The sequence below is a fragment of the Kitasatospora sp. NPDC029312 genome (genome assembly GCF_055569215.1).
Map to the genome: position 1 here is coordinate 1 of NZ_JBVHXY010000041.1, position 20538 is coordinate 20538.

The 20538-nt window shown below is 72.9% G+C and carries 13 protein-coding genes; 12 read left to right on the forward strand and 1 reads right to left on the reverse strand.

What is annotated here, in order from left to right; all coding sequences use genetic code 11:
* Positions 1-31: 31 nt before the first annotated feature.
* The 6 genes from ACZ4WV_RS27660 to ACZ4WV_RS27685 all read left to right on the forward strand — a co-directional run bounded on the left by ACZ4WV_RS27660 (position 32) and on the right by ACZ4WV_RS27685 (position 14216).
* A complete protein-coding gene (locus ACZ4WV_RS27660; protein WP_465751289.1) occupies positions 32-8734 on the forward strand; it encodes an amino acid adenylation domain-containing protein in 8703 nt (2900 codons plus the stop codon).
* 241 nt (positions 8735-8975) lie between these two features.
* Positions 8976-9794: a hypothetical protein gene (locus tag ACZ4WV_RS27665; protein ID WP_465751291.1), complete on the forward strand. Its 819-nt coding sequence runs from the start codon at positions 8976-8978 to the stop codon at positions 9792-9794.
* Between the two features lie 78 nt (positions 9795-9872).
* Positions 9873-10901: an ATP-binding cassette domain-containing protein gene (locus tag ACZ4WV_RS27670; protein ID WP_465751293.1), complete on the forward strand. Its 1029-nt coding sequence runs from the start codon at positions 9873-9875 to the stop codon at positions 10899-10901.
* Positions 10898-11686 (forward strand): ABC transporter permease, encoded by a 789-nt coding sequence (locus ACZ4WV_RS27675; RefSeq protein ID WP_465751295.1) that lies wholly within the window; start codon positions 10898-10900, stop codon positions 11684-11686. The genes ACZ4WV_RS27670 and ACZ4WV_RS27675 overlap by 4 nt, the downstream gene beginning before the upstream one ends.
* Before the next feature lie 75 nt (positions 11687-11761).
* The gene (locus ACZ4WV_RS27680) at positions 11762-12988 is read left to right on the forward strand and encodes a cytochrome P450 family protein (protein ID WP_465751297.1); all 1227 of its coding nucleotides are present in this window, start codon (positions 11762-11764) and stop codon (positions 12986-12988) included.
* Positions 12989-13025: 37 nt separating this feature from the next.
* Entirely contained in the window at positions 13026-14216 is a 1191-nt protein-coding gene (locus ACZ4WV_RS27685) for a macrolide family glycosyltransferase (RefSeq protein WP_465751299.1), read from the forward strand.
* Positions 14217-14325: 109 nt separating this feature from the next.
* Here ACZ4WV_RS27685 and ACZ4WV_RS27690 read toward each other — a convergent pair whose 3' ends face one another.
* Entirely contained in the window at positions 14326-14886 is a 561-nt protein-coding gene (locus tag ACZ4WV_RS27690) for a YbaK/EbsC family protein (RefSeq protein ID WP_465751301.1), read from the reverse strand.
* Positions 14887-15234: 348 nt separating this feature from the next.
* On the opposite strand from ACZ4WV_RS27690, the gene ACZ4WV_RS27695 reads away from it, so the two are divergent.
* From ACZ4WV_RS27695 to ACZ4WV_RS27720, 6 genes are all read left to right on the forward strand, one after another.
* Complete coding sequence (locus ACZ4WV_RS27695; RefSeq protein ID WP_465751303.1) at positions 15235-16053, forward strand: LuxR family transcriptional regulator; 819 nt, start codon at positions 15235-15237, stop codon at positions 16051-16053.
* Between the two features lie 581 nt (positions 16054-16634).
* The gene (locus ACZ4WV_RS27700) at positions 16635-17384 is read left to right on the forward strand and encodes a thioesterase II family protein (RefSeq protein ID WP_465751305.1); all 750 of its coding nucleotides are present in this window, start codon (positions 16635-16637) and stop codon (positions 17382-17384) included.
* Between the two features lie 4 nt (positions 17385-17388).
* A complete protein-coding gene (locus ACZ4WV_RS27705; protein ID WP_465751307.1) occupies positions 17389-18114 on the forward strand; it encodes an IclR family transcriptional regulator in 726 nt (241 codons plus the stop codon).
* A gap of 125 nt (positions 18115-18239) precedes the next feature.
* Entirely contained in the window at positions 18240-18881 is a 642-nt protein-coding gene (locus ACZ4WV_RS27710; protein WP_465751309.1) for a DsbA family protein, read from the forward strand.
* 73 nt (positions 18882-18954) lie between these two features.
* A complete protein-coding gene (locus ACZ4WV_RS27715; protein ID WP_465751311.1) occupies positions 18955-19167 on the forward strand; it encodes an MbtH family protein in 213 nt (70 codons plus the stop codon).
* A 198-nt stretch (positions 19168-19365) separates the two neighbouring features.
* On the forward strand, positions 19366-20433 hold the full coding sequence (locus ACZ4WV_RS27720) for a polyprenyl synthetase family protein (RefSeq protein WP_465751313.1): 1068 nt from the start codon (positions 19366-19368) through the stop codon (positions 20431-20433).
* Positions 20434-20538 lie beyond the last annotated feature (105 nt).

The window sequence follows — 20538 nt, forward strand, 5'->3', positions numbered from 1 at the left end:
GGCGACGCGGTTGGTGTCGCGGGTGCGGTCGGTGTTCGGTGTGGAGGTGCCGATCCGGGCGGTGTTCGAGGCGCCGACGGTGGCGGGGTTGGCGGCGCGGATCGGTGATGCGGACGGGGCGCGTTCGGCACTGGCGCCGGTGGTCCGTCCGGAGCGGGTTCCGCTGTCGTTCGCCCAGCGCCGGCTGTGGTTCATCAACCGCTTCGACGGGCCGAACGCGACCTACAACATCCCGATCGCGGTCCGTTTCTCCGGTGACCTCGACCGGGCCGCCCTGCAGGCGGCTCTGGCGGACGTGGTGGAGCGGCACGAGAGCCTGCGCACGGTCTTCCCCGAGATCGACGGCGTTCCGCACCAGCAGGTCCTGGCCCTCGACGAAGCGCGCCCCGAGCTCCTGTCGGTGGACGTCGCCGCCGAGACCCTGGACGCCCGGCTCACCGAGGCCGCGTCGTTGGGCTTCGACCTGGAGCGCGTGCCCCCGCTGCGGGCGCACCTCTTCACCCTGGGTCAGCAGGACCACGTCCTGTTGCTGGTGCTGCACCACATCGCCGGCGACGGCTGGTCGACGACGCCGCTGGCGAACGACCTCGCGACGGCTTACGCCGCCCGCGCCGAGGGCTGGGCACCGACCTGGGCGCCACTGCCGGTGCAGTACGTGGACTACACGCTGTGGCAGCAGCAGGTGCTGGGCAGCGAGGACGATCCGCAGAGCGCGATCTCGCGGCAACTCGCCTACTGGCAGCAGGCCCTGGCCGGTCTGCCGGACGAGCTCGCACTGCCCACCGACCGCCCCCGCCCGGCCCAGAGCACCTACCGCGGCGGTGAGACGGCCTTCCGGATCGAGCGGGAGGTCCACCGCCGTCTCGAGGAGCTGGCCCGCGAGACCGGTGCGAGTGTCTTCATGGTGTTGCAGGCGGGCCTGGCGGCGTTGCTGTCCCGGCTGGGTGCCGGCGACGACATCGCGATCGGCAGCCCGATCGCCGGGCGCACCGATGAGGCCTTGAACGACCTGGTCGGCTTCTTCGTCAACACCCTGGTCCTGCGGACCGACACCTCCGGCGACCCGAGCTTCCGCGAGCTGGTCGCCCGTGCTCGCGAGGGCGGTCTTTCCGCCTTCGCGCACCAGGACGTGCCGTTCGAGCGCCTGGTCGAGGTGGTCAACCCCGATCGCTCGCTCTCCCGGCACCCGCTCTTCCAGGTCGCCCTCACCCTCCAGAACACCGCGGATGCCGTGGTGGAGCTGCCCGGTCTGCGCATCGAGCAGCAGCCGGTACGCACCGACGCGGCCAAGTTCGACCTGTCCTTCACCTTCGTGGAGCGGCGGGCGGCGGACGGCACCGCGGCCGGCATCGAAGGACGGCTGGAGTTCAGCCGCGATCTGTTCGAGCAGCCGTCCGCGGACCGCCTGGCCGAGCGGCTGGCCCGGTTCCTGGCTTCGGCGGTGGCCGAGCCGGCCCGTCCGATCGGTCGGGTGGACATCCTGGCGCGCGCCGAGCGTCGCAGGATCCTGACGGAGTGGAACCCCGCTCCCACCGAGACGCCGGAGGCCGCCGAAACGATTCAGCGGTGCTTCGCCGAGCAGGTGGCGCGTACGCCGGGCGCTGTCGCGGTGCGCTGCGGGGACGAGCAGGTGACGTACGCGGAGCTGGACGCCCGGGCGAACGGGCTGGCCCACCGGCTGCTGGGGCTGGGCGTGAACGCGCAGTCCCGGGTGGCGATCCTCCAGCGGCGCGCGGTCGACCTGGTGGTCTCCGTCCTGGCAGTGCTCAAGGCCGATGCCGTCTACGTCCCGCTGGACGGGCGTGCCCCGGCGTCGCGGCTGGAGCGGGTGGTCCGGGAGACCGGCGCGGCGGTCCTGCTGACCGACGCGGCGTCCTGGCGCGACCAGTTCGCTCACGAGGCCGGCCTGGTCGTCGTCGACGGGGCGGACCGGGAGGCGGAGTGGTCCGCCGACGTCCCGGCCGTCCCGGGTCACCCGGACGGCCTGGCATACATCATGTTCACCTCCGGGTCGACCGGCGTGCCGAAGGGCGTGGCAGTTCGTCACCGTGACGTCCTGCACCTCGCCCACGACCGGGCGTTCCGCGGCGGGGCGCACGAGCGGGTCCTGCTGCACTCGCCGCAGGCGTTCGACGCGTCGACCTACGAACTGTGGGTGCCGCTGCTGAACGGTGGCGAGGTCGTGGTCGCGCCGGACGGCGACCTCGACGTGACGGCCATCGGGCGGACCGTCGCACGGCACCGGGTCACCGGCCTGTGGCTGACGGCGGGACTCTTCCGGGTCCTGGCCGAGGAGGCCCCGGAGGCGCTCAGCGGCGTGCGCGAGGTCTGGACCGGTGGCGACGTCGTCCCGGCCGCCGCCGTTCGGCGGGTGCGGGAGGCCTGCCCGGGCACGGTCGTGGTCGACGGCTACGGCCCCACCGAGACGACGACCTTCGCCTCGCACCACCGGTTGCTGCCCGACCGTGAACTGCCGAACTCCGTCCCGATCGGGCGGCCGCTCGACAACATGCGCCTCTACGTCCTGGACCCGGGGCTCCAGCCGGTCCCCGCGGGCGTCGCCGGTGAGCTGTACATCGCCGGTGCCGGCCTGGCCCGCGGCTACTGGCTGCAGCCCGGCCTGACGGCCGAACGCTTCGTCGCGGACCCCTACGGACCGGCCGGCGAGCGGATGTACCGGACCGGGGACCTGGTGCGGTGGAACGACGACGGAGACCTGGTCTTCCTCGGCCGGGGCGACGACCAGGTGAAGGTGCGTGGCTTCCGGATCGCGCTGAGCGAGATCGAGGCCGCGGCCGCCGCCCACCCCGCGGTGGCGCAGGTGGCGGTCGTGGTACGGGAGGACCGTCCGGGCGACAAGCGCCTGACGGCGTACCTCGTCGTCGCCCCGGGCCTCGGGCTGACCCACGCCGAGTTGCGCGACCACCTGGCCGAGACGCTGCCGGACTACATGGTCCCGGCAGCCCTGGTCACGCTCGACCGCCTGCCGTTGACCGCGAACGGGAAGCTCGACTACCGGGCGCTGCCGGCCCCGGAGTTCACCCCGGCGGGTTCGGGACGGGCGCCGCACACGGAGCGGGAGCGGATCCTGGCCGCGCTGTTCGCCGAGACGCTCGGACTGCCGGAGGTCGGGGTCGACGACGGTTTCTTCGACCTGGGTGGTGACAGCATCGTCTCGATCCAACTGGTGAGCCGGGCGCGCCGTGCCGGCCTGGTACTGACACCGCGGGACGTGTTCCGGCACCGGACGGTCGCGGCGCTGGCCGCGGTGGCGGTGCCGGTGGACGGGGAGCAGGAGCAGCCGGAGGACATCGGCACCGGTCCGGTGGAGCCCGGCCCGATCGTGCACTGGCTGCGCGAACTCGGCGGCCCGATCGATGAGTTCAACCAGTCGATGCCCGTGCCGGTGCGGCCCGGACAGGATCCGGAGACCCTCACGGCGGCACTCCAGGCGGTCCTGGACCACCATGACGCCCTGCGCATGGTCACGAACGGCACCGAGGGCGACGGCCCGTGGCGGTTCGAGATCGGGCCGCGCGGGTCGGTCGACGCGCGGGACTGCATCGACCGGGTCGACGTGTCCGGGCTGGACGAGACGGCTCGCCGGGCGGTGGTCGCGGAGCACTTCCGGGCGGCCAGGAAGCGTCTCGACCCGGAGCGCGGTGCGATGGTCCGCGCGGTGTTCTTCGACGCCGGCGGCGACGAGCCGGGTCAACTGCTGCTGGTCCTGCACCACCTCGTGGTCGACGGAGTCTCCTGGCGGATCCTGGTTCCCGACCTGCGGGCTGCCGTCGAGGCCGTGGAGTCGGGCGGGCAGCCGGAGTTCGCTCCGGTCGGTACCTCACTCCGCCGCTGGACCGGGCTGCTGGCGGGCCTGGCCCACGAGCCGGCCCGGGTCGCCGAGCTGCCGTTGTGGCGGTCGGTTCTGGAAGGCGCCGATCCACGGCTGGCCGAGCGGCCGCTGGACCGCACGCGGGACGTGGCCGGGACCGCCCGGGAGCTGCGGCTGAGCCTGCCGGCCGGGCTGTCCGCACGGTTGCTGAGCAGGGTGCCGGCGGCGTTCCACGCCGGGACCAACGACGTGCTGCTGGCCGCGCTGACCCTGGCCATGGGGCAGTGGCGGCGCCGGCGGGGCCTGGGCGACGCCCGCGAGCTGCTGGTGGAGGTCGAGGGGCACGGCCGTGAGGAGGTCGTGGCGGGGGTGGACCTGTCCCGGACCGTGGGATGGTTCACCAGCGTGTACCCGCTGCGGCTGGATCCCGGCACGGTGGACCACGACGAGGTGCTGGCCGGCGGGCCGGCGGCGGGCGCCGCGTTGAAGCGGATCAAGGAGCAGATCCGGGCCGTGCCGGACAACGGCATCGGCTTCGGCCTGCTCCGCTACCTGAATCCCGGGACGGCAGCGGAACTCGCGGCGCTCCCGGCTCCCCAGGTGGGTTTCAACTACCTGGGCCGGTTCCCGGTCGCCGTTCCCACGCCGTCGGACGGTGACCACCCGGACGGGGAGCCGGTCGTCGAACTGACGGAAGGCGGCGCCCCGGGCAGTGGCGAGCAGCAGCCGCTCGCGCACGTGCTGGACGTGAACGTGCTCGCGGAGGACTACACCGACGGGAGCAGGCTGATCGCCACCTGGACGTGGCCCGGGGGCCTGCTCGCGGAGGAGGGCGTCGAGGAGCTGGCCCTGCTGTGGGCCCGGTGTCTGCAGGCACTCGCGGACCACGCGGACCGGCCCGGTGCCGGCGGCCGCACCCCGTCCGACCTTCCGCTGGTCCGGCTGTCCCAGCCGGAGGTCGAGCGGATCGAGCGGGCCTGGCCGGAGGTGGCCGACGTCCTGCCGCTCTCGCCGCTCCAGGAAGGCCTGCTCTACCACGCGCTGTACGACGACCAGCAGAGCGACCACTACACCGTGCAGCTGACGCTGGACCTGGAGGGCCGGGTCGACGGCACGGCGCTGCGGGCGGCCACCCGTACGCTCCTGCGGCGCCACCCGAACCTGCGCGCCGCGTTCTGGGGGGACGGACTGACCCGGCCGGTGCAGGTCGTCCCCGCGGAGGGCGACACGCCCTGGCGCGAGGTGGACCTCAGCGCGCTCCCCGAGGCCGATCGGGAATCCGCCTGGAGCGACCTCCTGGCCACCGACCGCGCACAGCGGTTCGACCTGGCCGCCGCGCCGCTGGTGCGGTTCACGCTGGTGAAGCTCGCGGCCGAGCGCTACCGCTTCGTGCTGACCAACCACCACATCCTGTTGGACGGCTGGTCGGTCCCGCTCCTGATGGGGGAGCTCGCCGTGCTGTACACCCGGCACGGCGACGACGCCGGGCTCCCGCGGGCCACCGCGTACCGGGACTACCTGGCCTGGCTGGCCGAGCAGGACGGGGAAGCGGCGAGCGAGGCCTGGCGGCACGCGCTCGCCGGACTGGAGGAGCCGACGCTGGTCGCCGCCGCCCTGACGGGTGGCGGGGACGGCGAGGGCTCGGGAGAGACGTCGGTGGCGCTCTCCGAGGCGCTCACGCAGGAGCTGTCCGCCACCGCGAGGAGCCGCGGCCTGACGCTCAGCACCGTGATCCAGGGCGCCTGGGCGGTGCTGCTCGGTCGGCTGACGGGGCGCCAGGACGTCGTGTTCGGGGGAACGGTCTCGGGCCGTCCGCCGGAGGTGCCTGGCATCGAGGGCATGGTCGGCCTGTTCATCAACACCCTTCCGGTCCGGGTGCGGCTGGACCCGGCCGCGTCCCTGGAGACGGTGCTCGCCGCGCTCCAGGACCAGCAGTCGGGGCTGATGGCGCACCAGTGGCTGGGGCTCGCGGAGGTGCAACGACTCGCCGGTCTCGGTGAGCTGTTCGACACGGTGACCGTCTTCGAGAACTACCCGGCGGTGCCGACCGGGCTGCCGGCGGCCGACGGAGGCGTGCGCATCGTCGGCACCGGCACCCAGGACGGTACCCACTACCCGCTGAGCCTCACGGCGATGATGGACGGCGACCGCCTGCGGCTCAAGCTCGGCTACCAGCGCGGCCTCCTCGCGGAGGAAGCCGTCGACCGGCTCGCGGGCCGACTGGTGCGGCTCTTCGGGCTGCTCGCCCGTCAGCCGGAGCAACTGCTCGGCCGGATCGACGTGCTGGCGGCGGACGAGTCCGGGGTCGTGGCCGCGCTCCCCGTCCCGGTGCCGGCCGGCCGCCCGGCCGCCACGCTGCCGGAGCTGTTCGAGGCCCAGGTGGCGCGCACCCCGGACGCGCCGGCCGTCGAGTACGGCGGCACGGTCCTGTCCTACGCGGAGCTGGACGCCCGGGCCGGTCGGCTGGCCCGGCTGCTGGCCGCCCGAGGAGCCGGACCGGAGCGGTTCGTGGCCCTCGCGCTGCCGCGGTCGCTGGACATGGTGGTGGCCGTCCTCGCGGTGGTGAAGGCCGGTGCGGCCTACGTCCCGGTGGACCCGGACTACCCGCGTGACCGGATCGCGTTCATGCTCGACGACGTCCGGCCGGTCCTGCTGGTCACCGTCGGCGCGGTCGCGGAGGGCGTTCCGGACCGCGGAGTGCCCCGGCTGCTGCTGGAGGAGGTGGACCTCAGCCCCGCGGCGGAACCGTCGGCCGGCACCGCGCCGGCACGACCGGTGCCCGCCAACCCGGCGTACGTCATCTTCACCTCCGGTTCGACCGGCACCCCCAAGGGCGTCGTCGTACCGCACGAGGGCCTGGCGGCGTTCGCGGCAGGCCAGATCGCGCACTACGAGGTCACCGGGGAGAGCCGCGTCCTGCAGTTCGCCTCGCCGAGCTTCGACGCCGCCGTGCTGGAGCTGTGCAGCGCACTGCTGTCGGGCGCCACCCTGGTGGTGCCGACGGAGGGCCCGCTGGCCGGCGAGGCGCTGGCACAGGCCCTGGCGGGCCTGCGGATCAGCCACACGCTGATCCCGCCGGCAGCGCTGGCGACCGTGCCGGACGGCGAACTGCCGGACTTGAGGACGCTGGTGGTGGGCGGTGACGCCTGCTCGGCGGACCTGGTGGCGCGGTGGTCCCCCGGCCGTCGGATGATCAACGCCTACGGGCCGACCGAGACCACGGTCGTGGCGACCGTGAGCCGGCCCCTGGCAGGACGTCGGGAACCGGCGATCGGACTGCCCCTGCCCGGTACCTCGCTTCGGGTCCTCGGCCCGGAGCTGCGGCCCGTGCCGCCCGGCACCGTGGGCGAGTTGTACGTCTCCGGTGCCGGCCTGGCCCGGGGCTACTGGTCCCGGCCGGGGCTGACCGCCGAGCGGTTCGTCGCCGACCCGGCGGGCCGTCCGGGGGCCCGGATGTACCGCACCGGGGACCTGGTTCGGCTGCGGCCCGACGGCGAGCTGGACTTCGTCGGACGGGCCGACGGCCAGGTCAAGGTGAGGGGATTCCGGATCGAGCTCGGCGAGGTCGAGTCCGCTCTCACGGCACACCCCGCGGTGGCACGGGCGGCCGCCGTCGTCCGCGAGGACGAGCCGGGGCACAAGCGGGTGGTCGCCTACCCCGTGGCCCGTCCGGACGCGGTGCTGCCCGGACCGGCGGAGCTGCGGGCCTGGCTCGCCGGCTCACTTCCGGCCCACATGGTGCCGGCGGCGATCGTGCCGCTGGACACCCTGCCGATCACCGCGAACGGGAAGCTCGACCGGAAGGCGCTGCCCGCACCGGGGTTCGAGCCGGCGCCGACCGGCACGGGTCCCCGCAACCCGCGCGAGGAAGTGCTCTGCGAGCTGTTCTCCGAGGTGCTGGGGGTGCCGCGGGTCGGTGTCGAGGACGGGTTCTTCGACCTCGGCGGCGACTCGCTCCAGGCGACCCGCCTGGTCACCCGGGTCCGGTCCACCCTGGGCGTCAAGGTCAGCATCAGGGCGCTGATGGAGGCGCCGACGGTGGCGGCCTTCGCCGCCCGCCTGGACACCGCCGCCGACCAGGACCCGCTCGACGTGCTGCTGCCGCTGCGGCCGTCGGGTGACCGCGGCCCGCTGTTCTGCATCCACCCCGGGGCCGGCATCGGCTGGACGTACTCCGGGCTGCTGCGGCACATCCCGGCGGAGCACCCGGTCTACGCGCTGCAGGCCCGGGGGCTCGCCCGGCCGGACGCGCTTCCGGGCAGCATGGCGGAGCTGGCCGGGGACTACCTGGAGCAGATCCGTTCGGTCCAGCCGCACGGTCCGTACCACCTGCTGGGCTGGTCCTTCGGCGGCATCATCGCTCACCTGATCGCGACCGAGCTGCAGCGGCAGGGGGAGGAGGTCGCACTGCTGTCGCTGCTGGACGTCTACCCGCTGCGGGACGAGGACGGGAACGGTGCTGAAGTGCCGGAGGTTCCGCAGGACCCGGCCGAGCGCACAGCCGGCGTCCTGGCCGCCCTGCTGCAGTTCCTCGGATTCGATCCGAGCGGTCTCGGCGACGGTCTGCTGACGTACGGCGACGTGATGGAGGTGCTCCGGCGCGGGGACAGCGCGCTCGCCTGGCTGGAGGAGCGGCACATCGTGGCGCTCGCTGACATCGGCGAGAACTTCGGCCGCATCCTGCCGAGCGCCCGGCTGGAGAGCTTCGACGGCGACGTGCTGGTCTTCGTCGCCGCCGAAGGCAAGGAGAAGCCGGAGGCGATGGCGGCTGACTGGCAGCCGTACGTGAGGGGACGGGTGGTCAGCCACCTGATCGACTGCGCACACGACCGGATGACCCGGCCGGAGCCGATCGCGGCGATCGGCGAGGTACTGGCGGGCCTCCTGCGGGATCGGGGCTGACGTGCCGAACCGTGGACGTGCCGCTTCCAGCGCCCGGGCCGCCGCCGTGGCGGCGGTCCGGGCCCGGGCGGGCCGCCGCATCCTCCGGGGTGCGGGTCAGGCGGGCGGATTGCTCGCGCTGGGCTCCGGACTGGCGCGGTTGTCCCGTGCCGCTCGCGGTGACGGGCCCGCGGCGGAGGGAGGGCTCGCGCCGTCACTCCGGGGCGCGGGGCGGGAGGCGCTCGGCTGGGGGACCGGTGCGGTGCTGCTCGCCGCCGGTCCGGGGAAGCTGGTGCTGGACCTCGCCAGAGTGGTCACCCTGCACGGTCGGGAGGTGGTCTGGCCGGACTTCGCCCGGCGCGTCTGCCTGGTGGCCGGCGGAGCGGCCTGGACCCGGGCGACGCTGCTGGACCGGCGTCGCCGGAGCGGGGCGTGCTTGGCCTGCGGTCGCCTCCCCGGCTCCCCAGGCTCGCCCGGTTCCTCTGGCTCCCCCGGCGGGCACGGACACCGGCCCGGGGAGGTGCCGCGCTGGCCGGCCTACCTGGCGGCGGCCGTCCCGGTGGTCGGCTTCGCCGTCCCCCACTGGCTCTGGGCGCTCGGCGTCCCCTTCGGGATCCCCGAGGAGGGCGCGGCCGAACTCAGCGCGCCCGGTACCGCGGGGGCGGTGGCGACGCTGGGCGCGCTGGCGTCCGCGGCGGGCGGGCTCACCGTGGGACTGGCCCGGCCCTGGGGCGAACGGTTCCCCCGGTGGGTGCCGGGCCTGGCCGGTCGCGCGGTTCCGCCATGGCTCGCCGAGGGTCCACCGCTGGTCGCCGCCGCGGCGTTGACCCCGTACGGCCTGCAGGGCGTCGCGGCCTCGCTCGGCTACGCGATCGGTGTGGTCAAGCCGGCGCCCGGGCGTCTGGGAGGCATCGAGCATCCCGGGAACCAGCTGACGTACGCGACCTTCCTGGTGTGGGGAACGAGTCTCGGTGGAGCCGCGATCGCCCACCGCTACCGGACGCGCGGGCGGTGCCGGCGCTGCGGGCGGGGGAACGTCGACAACTACCTGCCAAGGCCCGGCCGATCTGTTCGCCTCTGACGCCGGGGCTGGTTGGGTGAGTGGGGGCTTCGTGCTCCCTTCCACCCGGGCCCGACAGGGAGAATTGCGAGGAAGCTGGTGGATTTTGCCATCGAAGTAGCGGGGCTCCGCAAGCGCTATCGGGAGACCGAGGCGCTGCGCGGGGTGGACCTGTCCGTTCCTGCCGGCACGGTGCTCGGACTCCTGGGACCGAACGGTGCGGGCAAGACGACGACGATCCGCATCCTGACGACACTTCTGGAGCCCGACGAGGGCACGGTGCGGGTGGCCGGGTTCGACGTCGCCCGCGAACCGAACGAGGTGCGTCGGCGGATAGGGCTCACCGGTCAGTACGCGGCGGTCGACGAACTCCTCACCGGGCGGGAGAACCTGACCCTGATCGGCCGGCTGTACGGCTTGGGCCGGAAGCGGGCCCGGGCCAGGGCGGACGAACTGCTGGAGGTGTTCGACCTGACGGCGGCGGCCGACCGGCCGAGTGCCACCTACTCGGGCGGCATGCGGCGGCGTCTCGACCTGGCCGCGAGCCTGCTGGTCTCGCCCGACGTGATCTTCCTCGACGAGCCGACCACCGGGCTCGACCCGACCAGCCGGATGGCCCTGTGGGCGATGGTCCGGGACCAGGTGGCCGCCGGGGTGACCGTGCTCCTGACGACCCAGTACCTGGAGGAGGCCGACCACCTCGCGGACCGGATCGCCGTCATCGACACCGGCCGGGTGATCGCCGACGGCACCGCGAACGAGCTGAAGCGCCGGGTGGGCGGGGAGCGGATCGAAGTGGTGCTGGCCCGAGCGGACGCCATCGCGAGGGCGGTCGAGGTGGTGAGCGCCGCCGCCGGCGGACCGGCCACGGCTGAGCCTGGCGAGTCCCGGAAGGTCTCCGCGACGATCAGCGGTGGCATGGGCGCCGTCGCCGCGGTCGCGGCGGCCCTCCAGGCCGCGGGCCTGGAAGTGGACGACTTCGCACTGCGCAAGCCCTCGCTCGACGAGGTCTTCGTGTCGCTCACCGGGAAGGCCGCGAAGACGCCTCCGGGTGAGCGGTCGGGCGCCGACGAGGCCGGGGCCGGACCGAACGGAAGCGACGGACAGCGGGAGAAGGTGGCGGTGTGAACAGTCTGGTCGCCGACTCGGGTGTGCTGATCGGCCGCCACCTGCGGCACCTCAGACGGGTGCCGAGCAAGCTCATCGGTGTCACCATCATGCCGGTCGCCTTCGTCCTGGTCTTCGGCTACCTGTTCGGCAGCGCCATGCAGGTGCCGGGCGGTGACTACCACGACTTCATCATGGCCGGTGTCTTCGTCCAGATGCTGCTCTCCGGAATGGGGAACACCTCGCTGGGGATCATCGGGGACCTCAACAACGGCCTGGTGGACCGCTTCCGCTCGCTGCCCATGTCCCGCGGGTCGGTCCTGCTCGCGCGAACGGTCTCCGATCTGATGCTGTCCGCGATCACCTGTGCGGTGATGTCGGTCGTCGGATTCCTGGTCGGCTGGCGCATCCACACCGGCGTCCTCTCGGCGCTGGCCGGGTTCGGCCTGCTCCTGCTGCAGGGGTTCGCCATGGCGTGGCTCGGGGCCCTGCTGGGCCTGTGGCTGAGGGGGACGGAGGCGGTCAACTCCGTCGGTTTCATCATGGCGATGCCGCTGTCCTTCCTGTCCTCGGCCTTCATCCCGCTCAACGGTCTGCCCGGCTGGCTGAGCACGATCGCCGAGTGGAACCCGGTGAGTGCGGTGGCCAGTTCCTGCCGCCACCTGTGGGGCAATCCGACGGGCATCGCCTCGGATTCCTTTCCGGCCCGGTATCCGATTCCGGTGGCGATCCTCTCCTTCGTCGTCCTGCTGGCCGTCGCCGTGCCGCTGTCGATGCGGATGTACCGCCGCGCCGTGGCCCGCTGACCGGTTCGGCCGTCCTTCACTTCCCCCCGTCATCTCATCTGTCCACGGCCTGGGCCGTGGGTGAGGAGCTTTGTCATGACCGAGACCAATGTGGCGCCGACCGCGCTGCTGACGCCTGATTTCATCCAGAACCCCTACCCGCTGTTCGCCCAACTCTCCGAGCAGGGGCCGACCCGGATGACCATGTACCCGGGGGGTCCGCAGACCTGGCTCGTCACCCGGTACGAGGACGTCCGGAAGGTCCTCACCGATCCGACGGTGCTCAAGGACCCCCGGAACGCGCCGGACGTCCTCGGCGGGGGTGGCGGTGGTCAGGACGAGGTGGACATCGCGGCGCACCCGGAGCTGGCCCTGGTCCGGCACATGCTCAACAGCGATTTGGCGGAGCATGCCCGGCTGCGCAAGCTCGTCGGCAAGGCCTTCACCGCCCGCCCGGTCAAGGGACTCGCGCCCGCGGTCGAGGCGATCGTGGCCGACGTCCTGGACGCTCTGCCCACGGGCGAACCGGTCGACCTGGTCGCGCAGTTCGCCCTGCCGGTGACGGTCGGCACGATTTGCGGAATGCTCGGCATCCCCGCGCAGGACCAGGCTTCGTTCCACCGCCAGTTCAACACGGTCACCAACGTCTCGGACCCTGCCGAGGTGTCCAAGGCGGCGGGCGAGCTGGTCGCCTACCTGACCGCTCTCCTGGACGAGAAGCGCGTCAACCCGGACGAAGGTATGATCAGCGAGCTGATCACGGTGTCCGAGGGCGACGACTCGTTCACCCAGCTGGAGCTGATCTCCATGATCTTCCTGCTGCTCGGCGCCGGCCACGAGTCGACCAACGCCCTGATCACCAACGCCGTTCTCGCGCTGATCGACCACCCCGAGGAGAAGGCGCGGGTCACGAAGGACCTGGAGCTGGTGCCGGCGCTGGTCGAGGAGACCCTTCGGTTCGACGCGCCGTTCCACCTCGCGACCTTCCGCTACACCACCGAGCCGGTCGAGGTCGGTGGCGTGACGATCCCCGCCCGTGAATCGGTGCTCGCCGCGGTCGGCGGCGCCAACCACGACCCCCGGCACCTCGGCGGCCCCGGCGGCTTCGATCTGGACACCGCCGGTCCGGCCCGTCACCTCGCCTTCGGCCACGGCGTGCACCACTGCCTGGGTGCCCCGCTCGCGCGGCTGGAGAGCACCATCGCGCTGACCGCGCTGCTCGGTCGCCACCCCGGTCTCACCCTGGCGGTCGACCGGCAGGAGCTCCAGTACCGGCCGAGCCTGCTGGTGCGCGGACTGGTCTCGCTGCCGGTCGTGCTCTGACCGGCCGCCCGTATCGCTCGCACCCGGAGGAACTACCATGCCCCGTCCTGGCCATATCGCCATGGTCAGCATCCCGTCCCGCGGTCATCTCCACCCCAATCTGGAGCTGATCAGAGAGCTCGTCGCCCGGGGCCACCGGGTCACGTACGCCAACGACCCGTCGGTCGCGGACGCCGTCACCGAGACCGGCGCCGAACTGGTTCCGTACACGTCGGCGCTGCCCGCCACGGACACCACCGAGGGCCGGGTCACCGACCAGATCAGCCAGATGGACGTCTTCCTCGACGACGCCATCGGGATGCTGCCCCAGCTGCGCGCCGCGTACGAGCAGGACCGGCCGGACGTCTTCCTCTACGACGTCCTGGGCTACCCGGCCCGGATACTGGCCATGAACTGGGGAATTCCGTCGGTCCAGATATCGCCGACCTGGGTCATGTCGGAGGGCTACCGGGAACGGATGGCCCCGATGGTCGAACAGGTGAAGCAGGACCCTCGCGGAGCGGCGCACTACCGGCGCTTCGACGCCTGGCTCGCGGACAACGGGGTCCCCGACATCGACGCGGGAGACCTCGTCAACCTGCCGGAGCGCAGCCTGGTCCTCGTACCCAGGTTCCTGCAGCCGGACGCCGATCTGGTCGACGAGAAGCGCTTCACGTTCATCGGCCCGTGCCTGGGCAGGCGCGCCCACCAGGGCGACTGGCAGCGGCCGGCCGGTGCCGAGAAGCTCGTCCTGGTCTCGTTGGGCTCGCACCTCACCAACCAGCTGTCCTTCTACCAGGTGTGCGTGGAAGCCTTCGCGGAGTTGCCGGACTGGCACCTGGTGCTCCAGATCGGCCGGCATGTCGACGCCGACGACCTCGGCGAGCTGCCGCCCAACGTGGAGGTGCACAACTGGCTTCCCCAGCTCGCCGTACTCGGCCAGGCCGACGCGTTCGTCACCCACGGTGGCATGGGCGGGATCCAGGAGGGGCTGTACTGCGGCGTGCCCATGGTCGTCGCCCCGCAGGCCAACGACCAGCCCGCCAACGCGGACTCGGTCGTCGACCTGGGGATCGCCCGTCGGATCGACATCGGCACGGTGACGCCCGCGGAACTGCGGGCGGCTGTCGTCGAGCTGGCGTCCGATCCTGCCGTCGCCGAGCGGCTGGCGGACCTGCGGCGTGAGCTGCGGGAGCACGGGGGCACGACCCGCGCCGCGGACCTGGTCGAGGAACTGCTGCCCGGCTGAGGCAGGAGGACGTGCGGTGCACGGCGACGGGCCGTGCACCGCACGCGTTTCGACGGACGCGACCCGCCGCGGCCGGTCGGTGTTCCGTCGGGCCGCTGCGGGTCGCGGATCAGCCGACCGGGACGACCGGCGGCCGCTGCGCCACCGCCTCGAGGAGCGGGTTGGCGATCGCGGCCCAGTCGGCCGCCGGGACCGCGAGCGACCGGTCGAGACGGCCCGCGTTGAAGAAGATCTCGCCCTGTTCGAGCAGTTCGGGGTCGGCCAGCAGTTCCAGGTTCTGGTGGAACGAGAACGGCACGATCGACCCGCTGCGGCAGTTGGTCAGCCGCTCCGCAGTGCTCCGGTCAGCGAACGCCGCGCGGTCACCGCCCAGTGACCGGGCGACAGCGGGAAGGTCGACCCGACGGTCCCCGGGCACCACGACGACGCTGTGCCGCGGCGCAACGCCGGTCTTCTTGATCCTGACCACGATGGATTTCGCGGCCTGGCGCAGCGCGTGGCCGCGAATCCGGCTGGCCTCGGCGGTACGGCCCTCGGGCTCGTGACGGATCAGGCGGTGTGGCACCTTCCCGTCGGCCAGCAATTCCATGATGCGGTGGTAGACGGCGTGCTCGACATCGTCGTGGAGGCGCCGCGGTTCACCGCCCACCGGGGTCGGCTTTCTCTTCATCCCATCCCCTTTCTCGAGGTGCCCTCTTGCACGGTAGGACCCTTTCTCCCGCTCGCTTTTGGCGCTGGCCGGTAACTGTCACTCTCCGCAAGGGATGTGCGCCGTTGTCCGGAGTGCGGACGGGAACCTGAGCGGCCGGCGCCGGGGATGGCCGGAATTGGTCACAGGGTTCTTCCGCAGGGCCGAATCCGCTACCGGCGGTACCACCCTCGGCACCCAACGTCAGCGATCGGCCCGGAAAGTCCCCGTCGCGGGCCGACCTGCGCAGCTTGCTGTCAGTGGCGTAGGAGCGGCCGCCCGTGGGCTGTTCCATGACGGTGCATGGGCGAACACGTCATGGGGGTTGTCATGAGGGAGTCGGGGGCGGCCACGCTCCGCCCGAGCGTCCGCCACGAGGCGCGGGACCGGATCGAGCAGGGATTGCTGGAGGTCCAGGCCCTGATCGACGACACGATGGTCAGGCACCGGGACTGGGTGGCGCGGGGATCGTCGGTGACCGTCCTGCGGTCCGACGACGCCCGTTTCGCCGCGGAGGTCACCGCGTTCATCGGCCGGGCCAGACGGGGTGTGGAGGTGGTCCTCTCCTCGGACCAGGAATCGGCCGCCGTGGTCTACCGGGGGCTCGACGCGCTGCTGTCGGCGGACGGATCCGCCGTCCAGGTCAGACTGCTCTGCGGGCGGCCCGTGATGAACCGGGAGTTCGTCCTCGCCCACACCGACGCCGGACGTCCGCTCGAGGCTCGGACCGCCCGCCTGCCGTGGATGCAGGCGATCCTGGTGGACCATCAGGCGGTGCTGCTGTGCACCGCCTCGCTGAACGGTGGTGGGCCGGCTGCCGTGGTCCGCGACGCCTCGGTGATCAGTGCCGTGCACAACCTCTTCGCCGGCGTGTGGCGCAGCGCCGTACCGGTCCGGGGGCAGGGCGACTTCGAGAACTGGGCCAGGGCCGAGTTCGCCCTGAGGATCCTCGAGCGCCTGAACGCCGGGGTGACGGACGACGTGGCCGCACGCGAGCTGTCGGTGTCGGTCCGGACCTATCGACGGTATGTCGCGGAGATCATGGAAATGCTGGGCGCGAATTCCCGCTTCCAAGCCGGAGCCCGCGCCGCCGAACTCGGTCTGCTGCGTGAGGAGCCGGAGCCGCGACCGGTCCGGCGGTCCGCCTGATCCCCCGACCAGTCGGCGCCACTTGGCAGCTTCCTGAAGCGGTCGTTGCACCACCCCGGGCGGGCCGGTTAGAAATTCTCCTGGAACCGGCCGCGAGTGCGCCGGAAACCCGCCGCCGGACCATCGTGGACGAATTCGGAATCCTCACCGTGGAAATCCACGCCGTGGATTTCCACGGCCGCAGGAAATCCCGGAAGACCCCGGCAGCCGTCACCCTGGGCGGACTGCCGGAGACCCGCGAGCGGTGCGCGCGTTCCGCCCCGAACGCGCGAGCACCGGTTCGCGGAAACGGGCCGGGCCGGCCCCGCACCCCCGGCGGGACCGGCCCGGCGTGACTCGGACCAGACGGCGGCACGTCGGCTGGGAAGCGGGATCCACGACGTCACATCGATCGCCCTGAACGTCACCGGCCAGGGGGCCCAGTGCCAGCAGATGGGCGGGCCGGCGGCATCCTCGCCGGGATGCCGCGGCGGACCGGCCCTGGTGCGGAGGCGCTGGCCGTCGGAGGCCCGGCGGCCGTCGGGGCGATCGGGGCCGCTGTGGCCGGGACCGGGGATGACGGACCAGGAGGAGACCAAGAGATGATCGAGAGCGCGATCGACCGCCGGTGGTTCCGGGTCCACCCGGCGCCGGACGGCAAGCCGGTCAGGCGGCTGGTCTGCCTACCGCACGCGGGGGGTGCGGCCAGTGCGTTCCACAGTTGGAGCGGGCGGCTGGGCGCGGGTGTGGAACTGCTGGCGACCCGGTACCCGGGGCGGCAGGAGCGGATCGGCGAGCCCTTCCCGAACAGCATGGCGGAGCTCGCCGATGCGGTCTGTGAGGCACTGCTGCCGTTCCTGGACCTCCCGCTGTCGGTCTTCGGGCACAGCATGGGCGCGTGTCTGGCGTACGAGGTCGCCTGCCGCCTGGAGAAGCTGCACGGGGCTCGGCTGGAGGGACTGCACGTGTCCGGCTCGCACGCGCCGCACCGGGTCGACCCGAAGCAGGCTTACCTGGGGGACGACGACGCGGTCCTCGCCGAGGTCCGCCGGCTCGGAGGCACGGAGGCCGACCTCCTGACCGACCCCGACCTGTTCGAGCTGGTGATGCCGGGGATCCGGGCCGACTTCAGGATCGTCGGCACGTACCTTCCGCGCCCCGCACTCGCGGTGTCGGCTCCGCTCACCGCCTACGTCGGCGACCGGGATCCGGACGTGTCACCCGCGGACATGGCGGCCTGGGCCGACGTGGCCGGCGGGCCCTTCGATCTGACCGTGTTCCCGGGGGGCCACTTCTACCTGGCCGAGGAGCGCGACTCGCTGCTGCGCGACCTCGCCCGACGGCTGGCGTGACCCGATGACCACGTCGACCGAAGAGCACTCCAGCGGAGTGGGAGTCCTGGACAAGGCGTCCCTGCTGCTCACCGTGCTGGCGGACGGACCGGCCTCGCTCCTGGCCCTGAGCGAGGCCACCGGGCTGTCCCGCGCCACCGTGCACCGGATCGCATCCGCTCTCGAGCACATCCGGTTTCTCACCCGTGACACGCACGGCAGGTTCGTGCTCGGCCCGCGGATCAGCGAACTGGCCGTCGAGGCCGGGCGCGACCGGCTGCTGCAGAATGCCGACCGTGCCCTCGCCGACCTGCGGGAGCGCACCGGGGCGAGCGCCCGGCTCTACCGCAGGCAGGGGAACCTGCGGATCTGTGTGGCCTCGGCCGAAGGATCGGACACGGGGAGGCAGGCCCGCTCGGCGCTGGGCGTTGCGCTGCCGATGAGGGCGGGCGCGGGGGCCCAGGTGCTCCTGGCGTGGGAGGACCCGGACGAGATCAACCGGGTCATCAGTCGCACGGGCTTCGGCGGCTTCACGCTGAACCGCGTCCGCCGTCAGGGCTGGGCCCAGAGCCTCGGCGCCGGCGAACTGGGATTCGCCGCCGTCGCGGCACCGGTGCACGGGCGCGCCGGGCGCGTGGTCGCGGCGCTGCTGCTGGACGGTCCGATCGCCCTGATGTCGCGGGAGCCCGGGCGGCTCCACGCGGGGCTGCTGATCGACACGGCCGCGGTGCTCGGTGACGCGCTGGTCTGATCGGACCGGTTGCCGATGCCCGACAGCACAGTCCTGGCAGCTAGTTGCAGTACCGCTTGTCCGGCCGCGCCGGAGACCGGTAGAAATCCGTCCGGCAATTCTTCGCTGATTCCTTGGAGAAAGTGATGGCAAGAAAGCCGCCGCGCTGGTACTTCTCGTTCAACAGCGCGTACTCATGGATGGCGTACCGGGACCTGACCACACGCTACCCGGACGTCGCGGAAGCGATCGACTGGCTGCCGTTCTGGGAGCCGGACGACTCCCACCACGACCACCTGGAGTCCTCCGGGGTGCAACTGCCCTACGTGGAACTGTCGCGGGAGAAGTTCCACTACGTGCTCCAGGACATCCGCCGACTGGCCGTCGAGCGGGACCTCCGCATGGTGTGGCCCATGGACCACGCACCCAACTGGGAAGTTTCGCACCTGGCCTACCTGGTGGCCAGGGACCACGGCCGCGGCCGGCAGTTCATCGACGAGACCTATCGGGCCAGGTGGGAGGAGGGGCTGGACATCTCCTCGCCGGAGGCCGTCGCCGGCATCGGCGCCGCGATCGGTCTCGATCCGGCGGTGCTGGGCGCCGCCTGGCAGGACCCGGAGGTGCGCGCCCAGGGGCTGGAGGCGCTCAACGCCCCGTACCGGGACGGAGTGTTCGGAGTGCCGTACTTCATCGACGGCTACCAGCGCTTCTGGGGCATCGACCGGCTGCCCGGATTCGTCTCCGCGGTGCGCCACCGCATGGCGGCCGCCACCGCGACCGCCCGCTGACCGTCGTCGGCGGACGCCAACCGACGCCGACGCCCGTTCCAACCGCAACCAACCGACAGGAGCCCGATCGATCATGGCGACCAACCCGTTCGAGGACGACAGCGCCTCCTACTACGTCCTCGTCAACGAGGAGAACCAGCACTCGCTGTGGCCCGCCTTCGCCGAGGTCCCGGCCGGCTGGACCGTCGTGCACGGCCAGGAGAGCCGCGAGTCCTGCCTCGACTACATCAACACCAACTGGACGGACATGCGCCCCAAGAGCCTCATCGAGGCGATGGGCGCCTGACCCCCGGAAAGACCCGACGGCGGCTCCGTACGGCCGCCGCGGCAAGGCCCAGGCCCCGGTCCGACCCCACGCGGACCGGGGCCTGGGCCTGCCCGCTGACAGCTTGCTGCCAGCCTTCCCGGGGGAATCCGGTCGCGCGCGAACCCGGCCCTAGGGTCGGACTCGAACGACCGCACCGACGCTTCGCCCGGAGGAACGATGACCGCGCTGACCGCCGAGCCCAGGCCGGACTCCCTGGTGGCCCGCCTGGCCCTGGCCGATCAGGGGCTCACCGCCCGGCTGCACGACGGCCTGGCCGGCTCCGAGGCGCGGCTGCGCGAGGTGGCCGCGGACGTGCCCAACGCGCTGGTCGCCGAGTGGTCGCGGTACCTGATCGAGGCCGGCGGGAAGCGGCTGCGCCCGCTGCTGGTGCTGCTCGCCGCCGAGTTCGGCGCGGCCGCCGGGACGGGTGCCGGGATCGGAGCGGACCGCGCGGCCCAGGGGAGCCGGGTCCAGGACGCCGCCGCGCTGGTGGAGCTGATACACGTGGCCTCCCTGCACCACGACGACGTGATGGACGGCGCCCGCAGCCGGCACGGCGTGCCGAGCGCCCCGGCCCGCTGGGGCAACCGGACCGCCGTGCAGCTCGGCAACCGGCTGCTGATCAGGGCCGGCCGGCTCGCCGCGGACCTGGGCGACGAGGTGGTCAGGCTGCAGGGCATCGCCGCCGAACGCCTCGTCCAGGGCCAGCTGCGGGAGTTGACCGGGCCGGCGGCGGGGGAGTCCCCGCTGACCCACCACTTCGCGGTGATCGCCGACAAGACGGCCTCGCTGATCTCCCTGGCGCTGCGCCTGGGCGGCACGGTGGCAGGCGCGCCCGCCCCCGCCGTCCGGGCGCTGGCCGAGTACGGCGAGCACCTCGGCATCGTCTTCCAACTCTCCGACGACCTGTTGGACTTCGCCGCCGATCCGGCGGAGTCCGGCAAGGACGCCGGGATCGACCTCGCCGTCGGGGTGCGCACCCTGCCGGTGCTGCTGGCGCTGAGCGAGGACGGGCCGCGCGCGGCGGAACTGCGCCGGCTCCTGGAGGGCGGCCCGCTCGCGAACGAGGACGGCCGGCGCCGTGCGGCCGAGTTGCTGCGCAGTTCCACCGCGGAGGCACGCGCCCGGGAGCTCCTGCACTCCTACGCGACGGACGCCCGCGACGCGCTGTCCGCCCTGCCGGACGTTCCGGCCCGGGCCGCGCTGGCCGCTCTGGTGGGCGTGGTCGAACACCGCACCTCCTGACGCCGTCGACGCGAAGGGGGGGGGGGGGGGGGGGGGGGGGGGAGGGGGGGGGGGCGGGGGGGGGGGGGGGGGGGGGGGGGGGGGGGGGGGGGGTGTGGGTGTGGC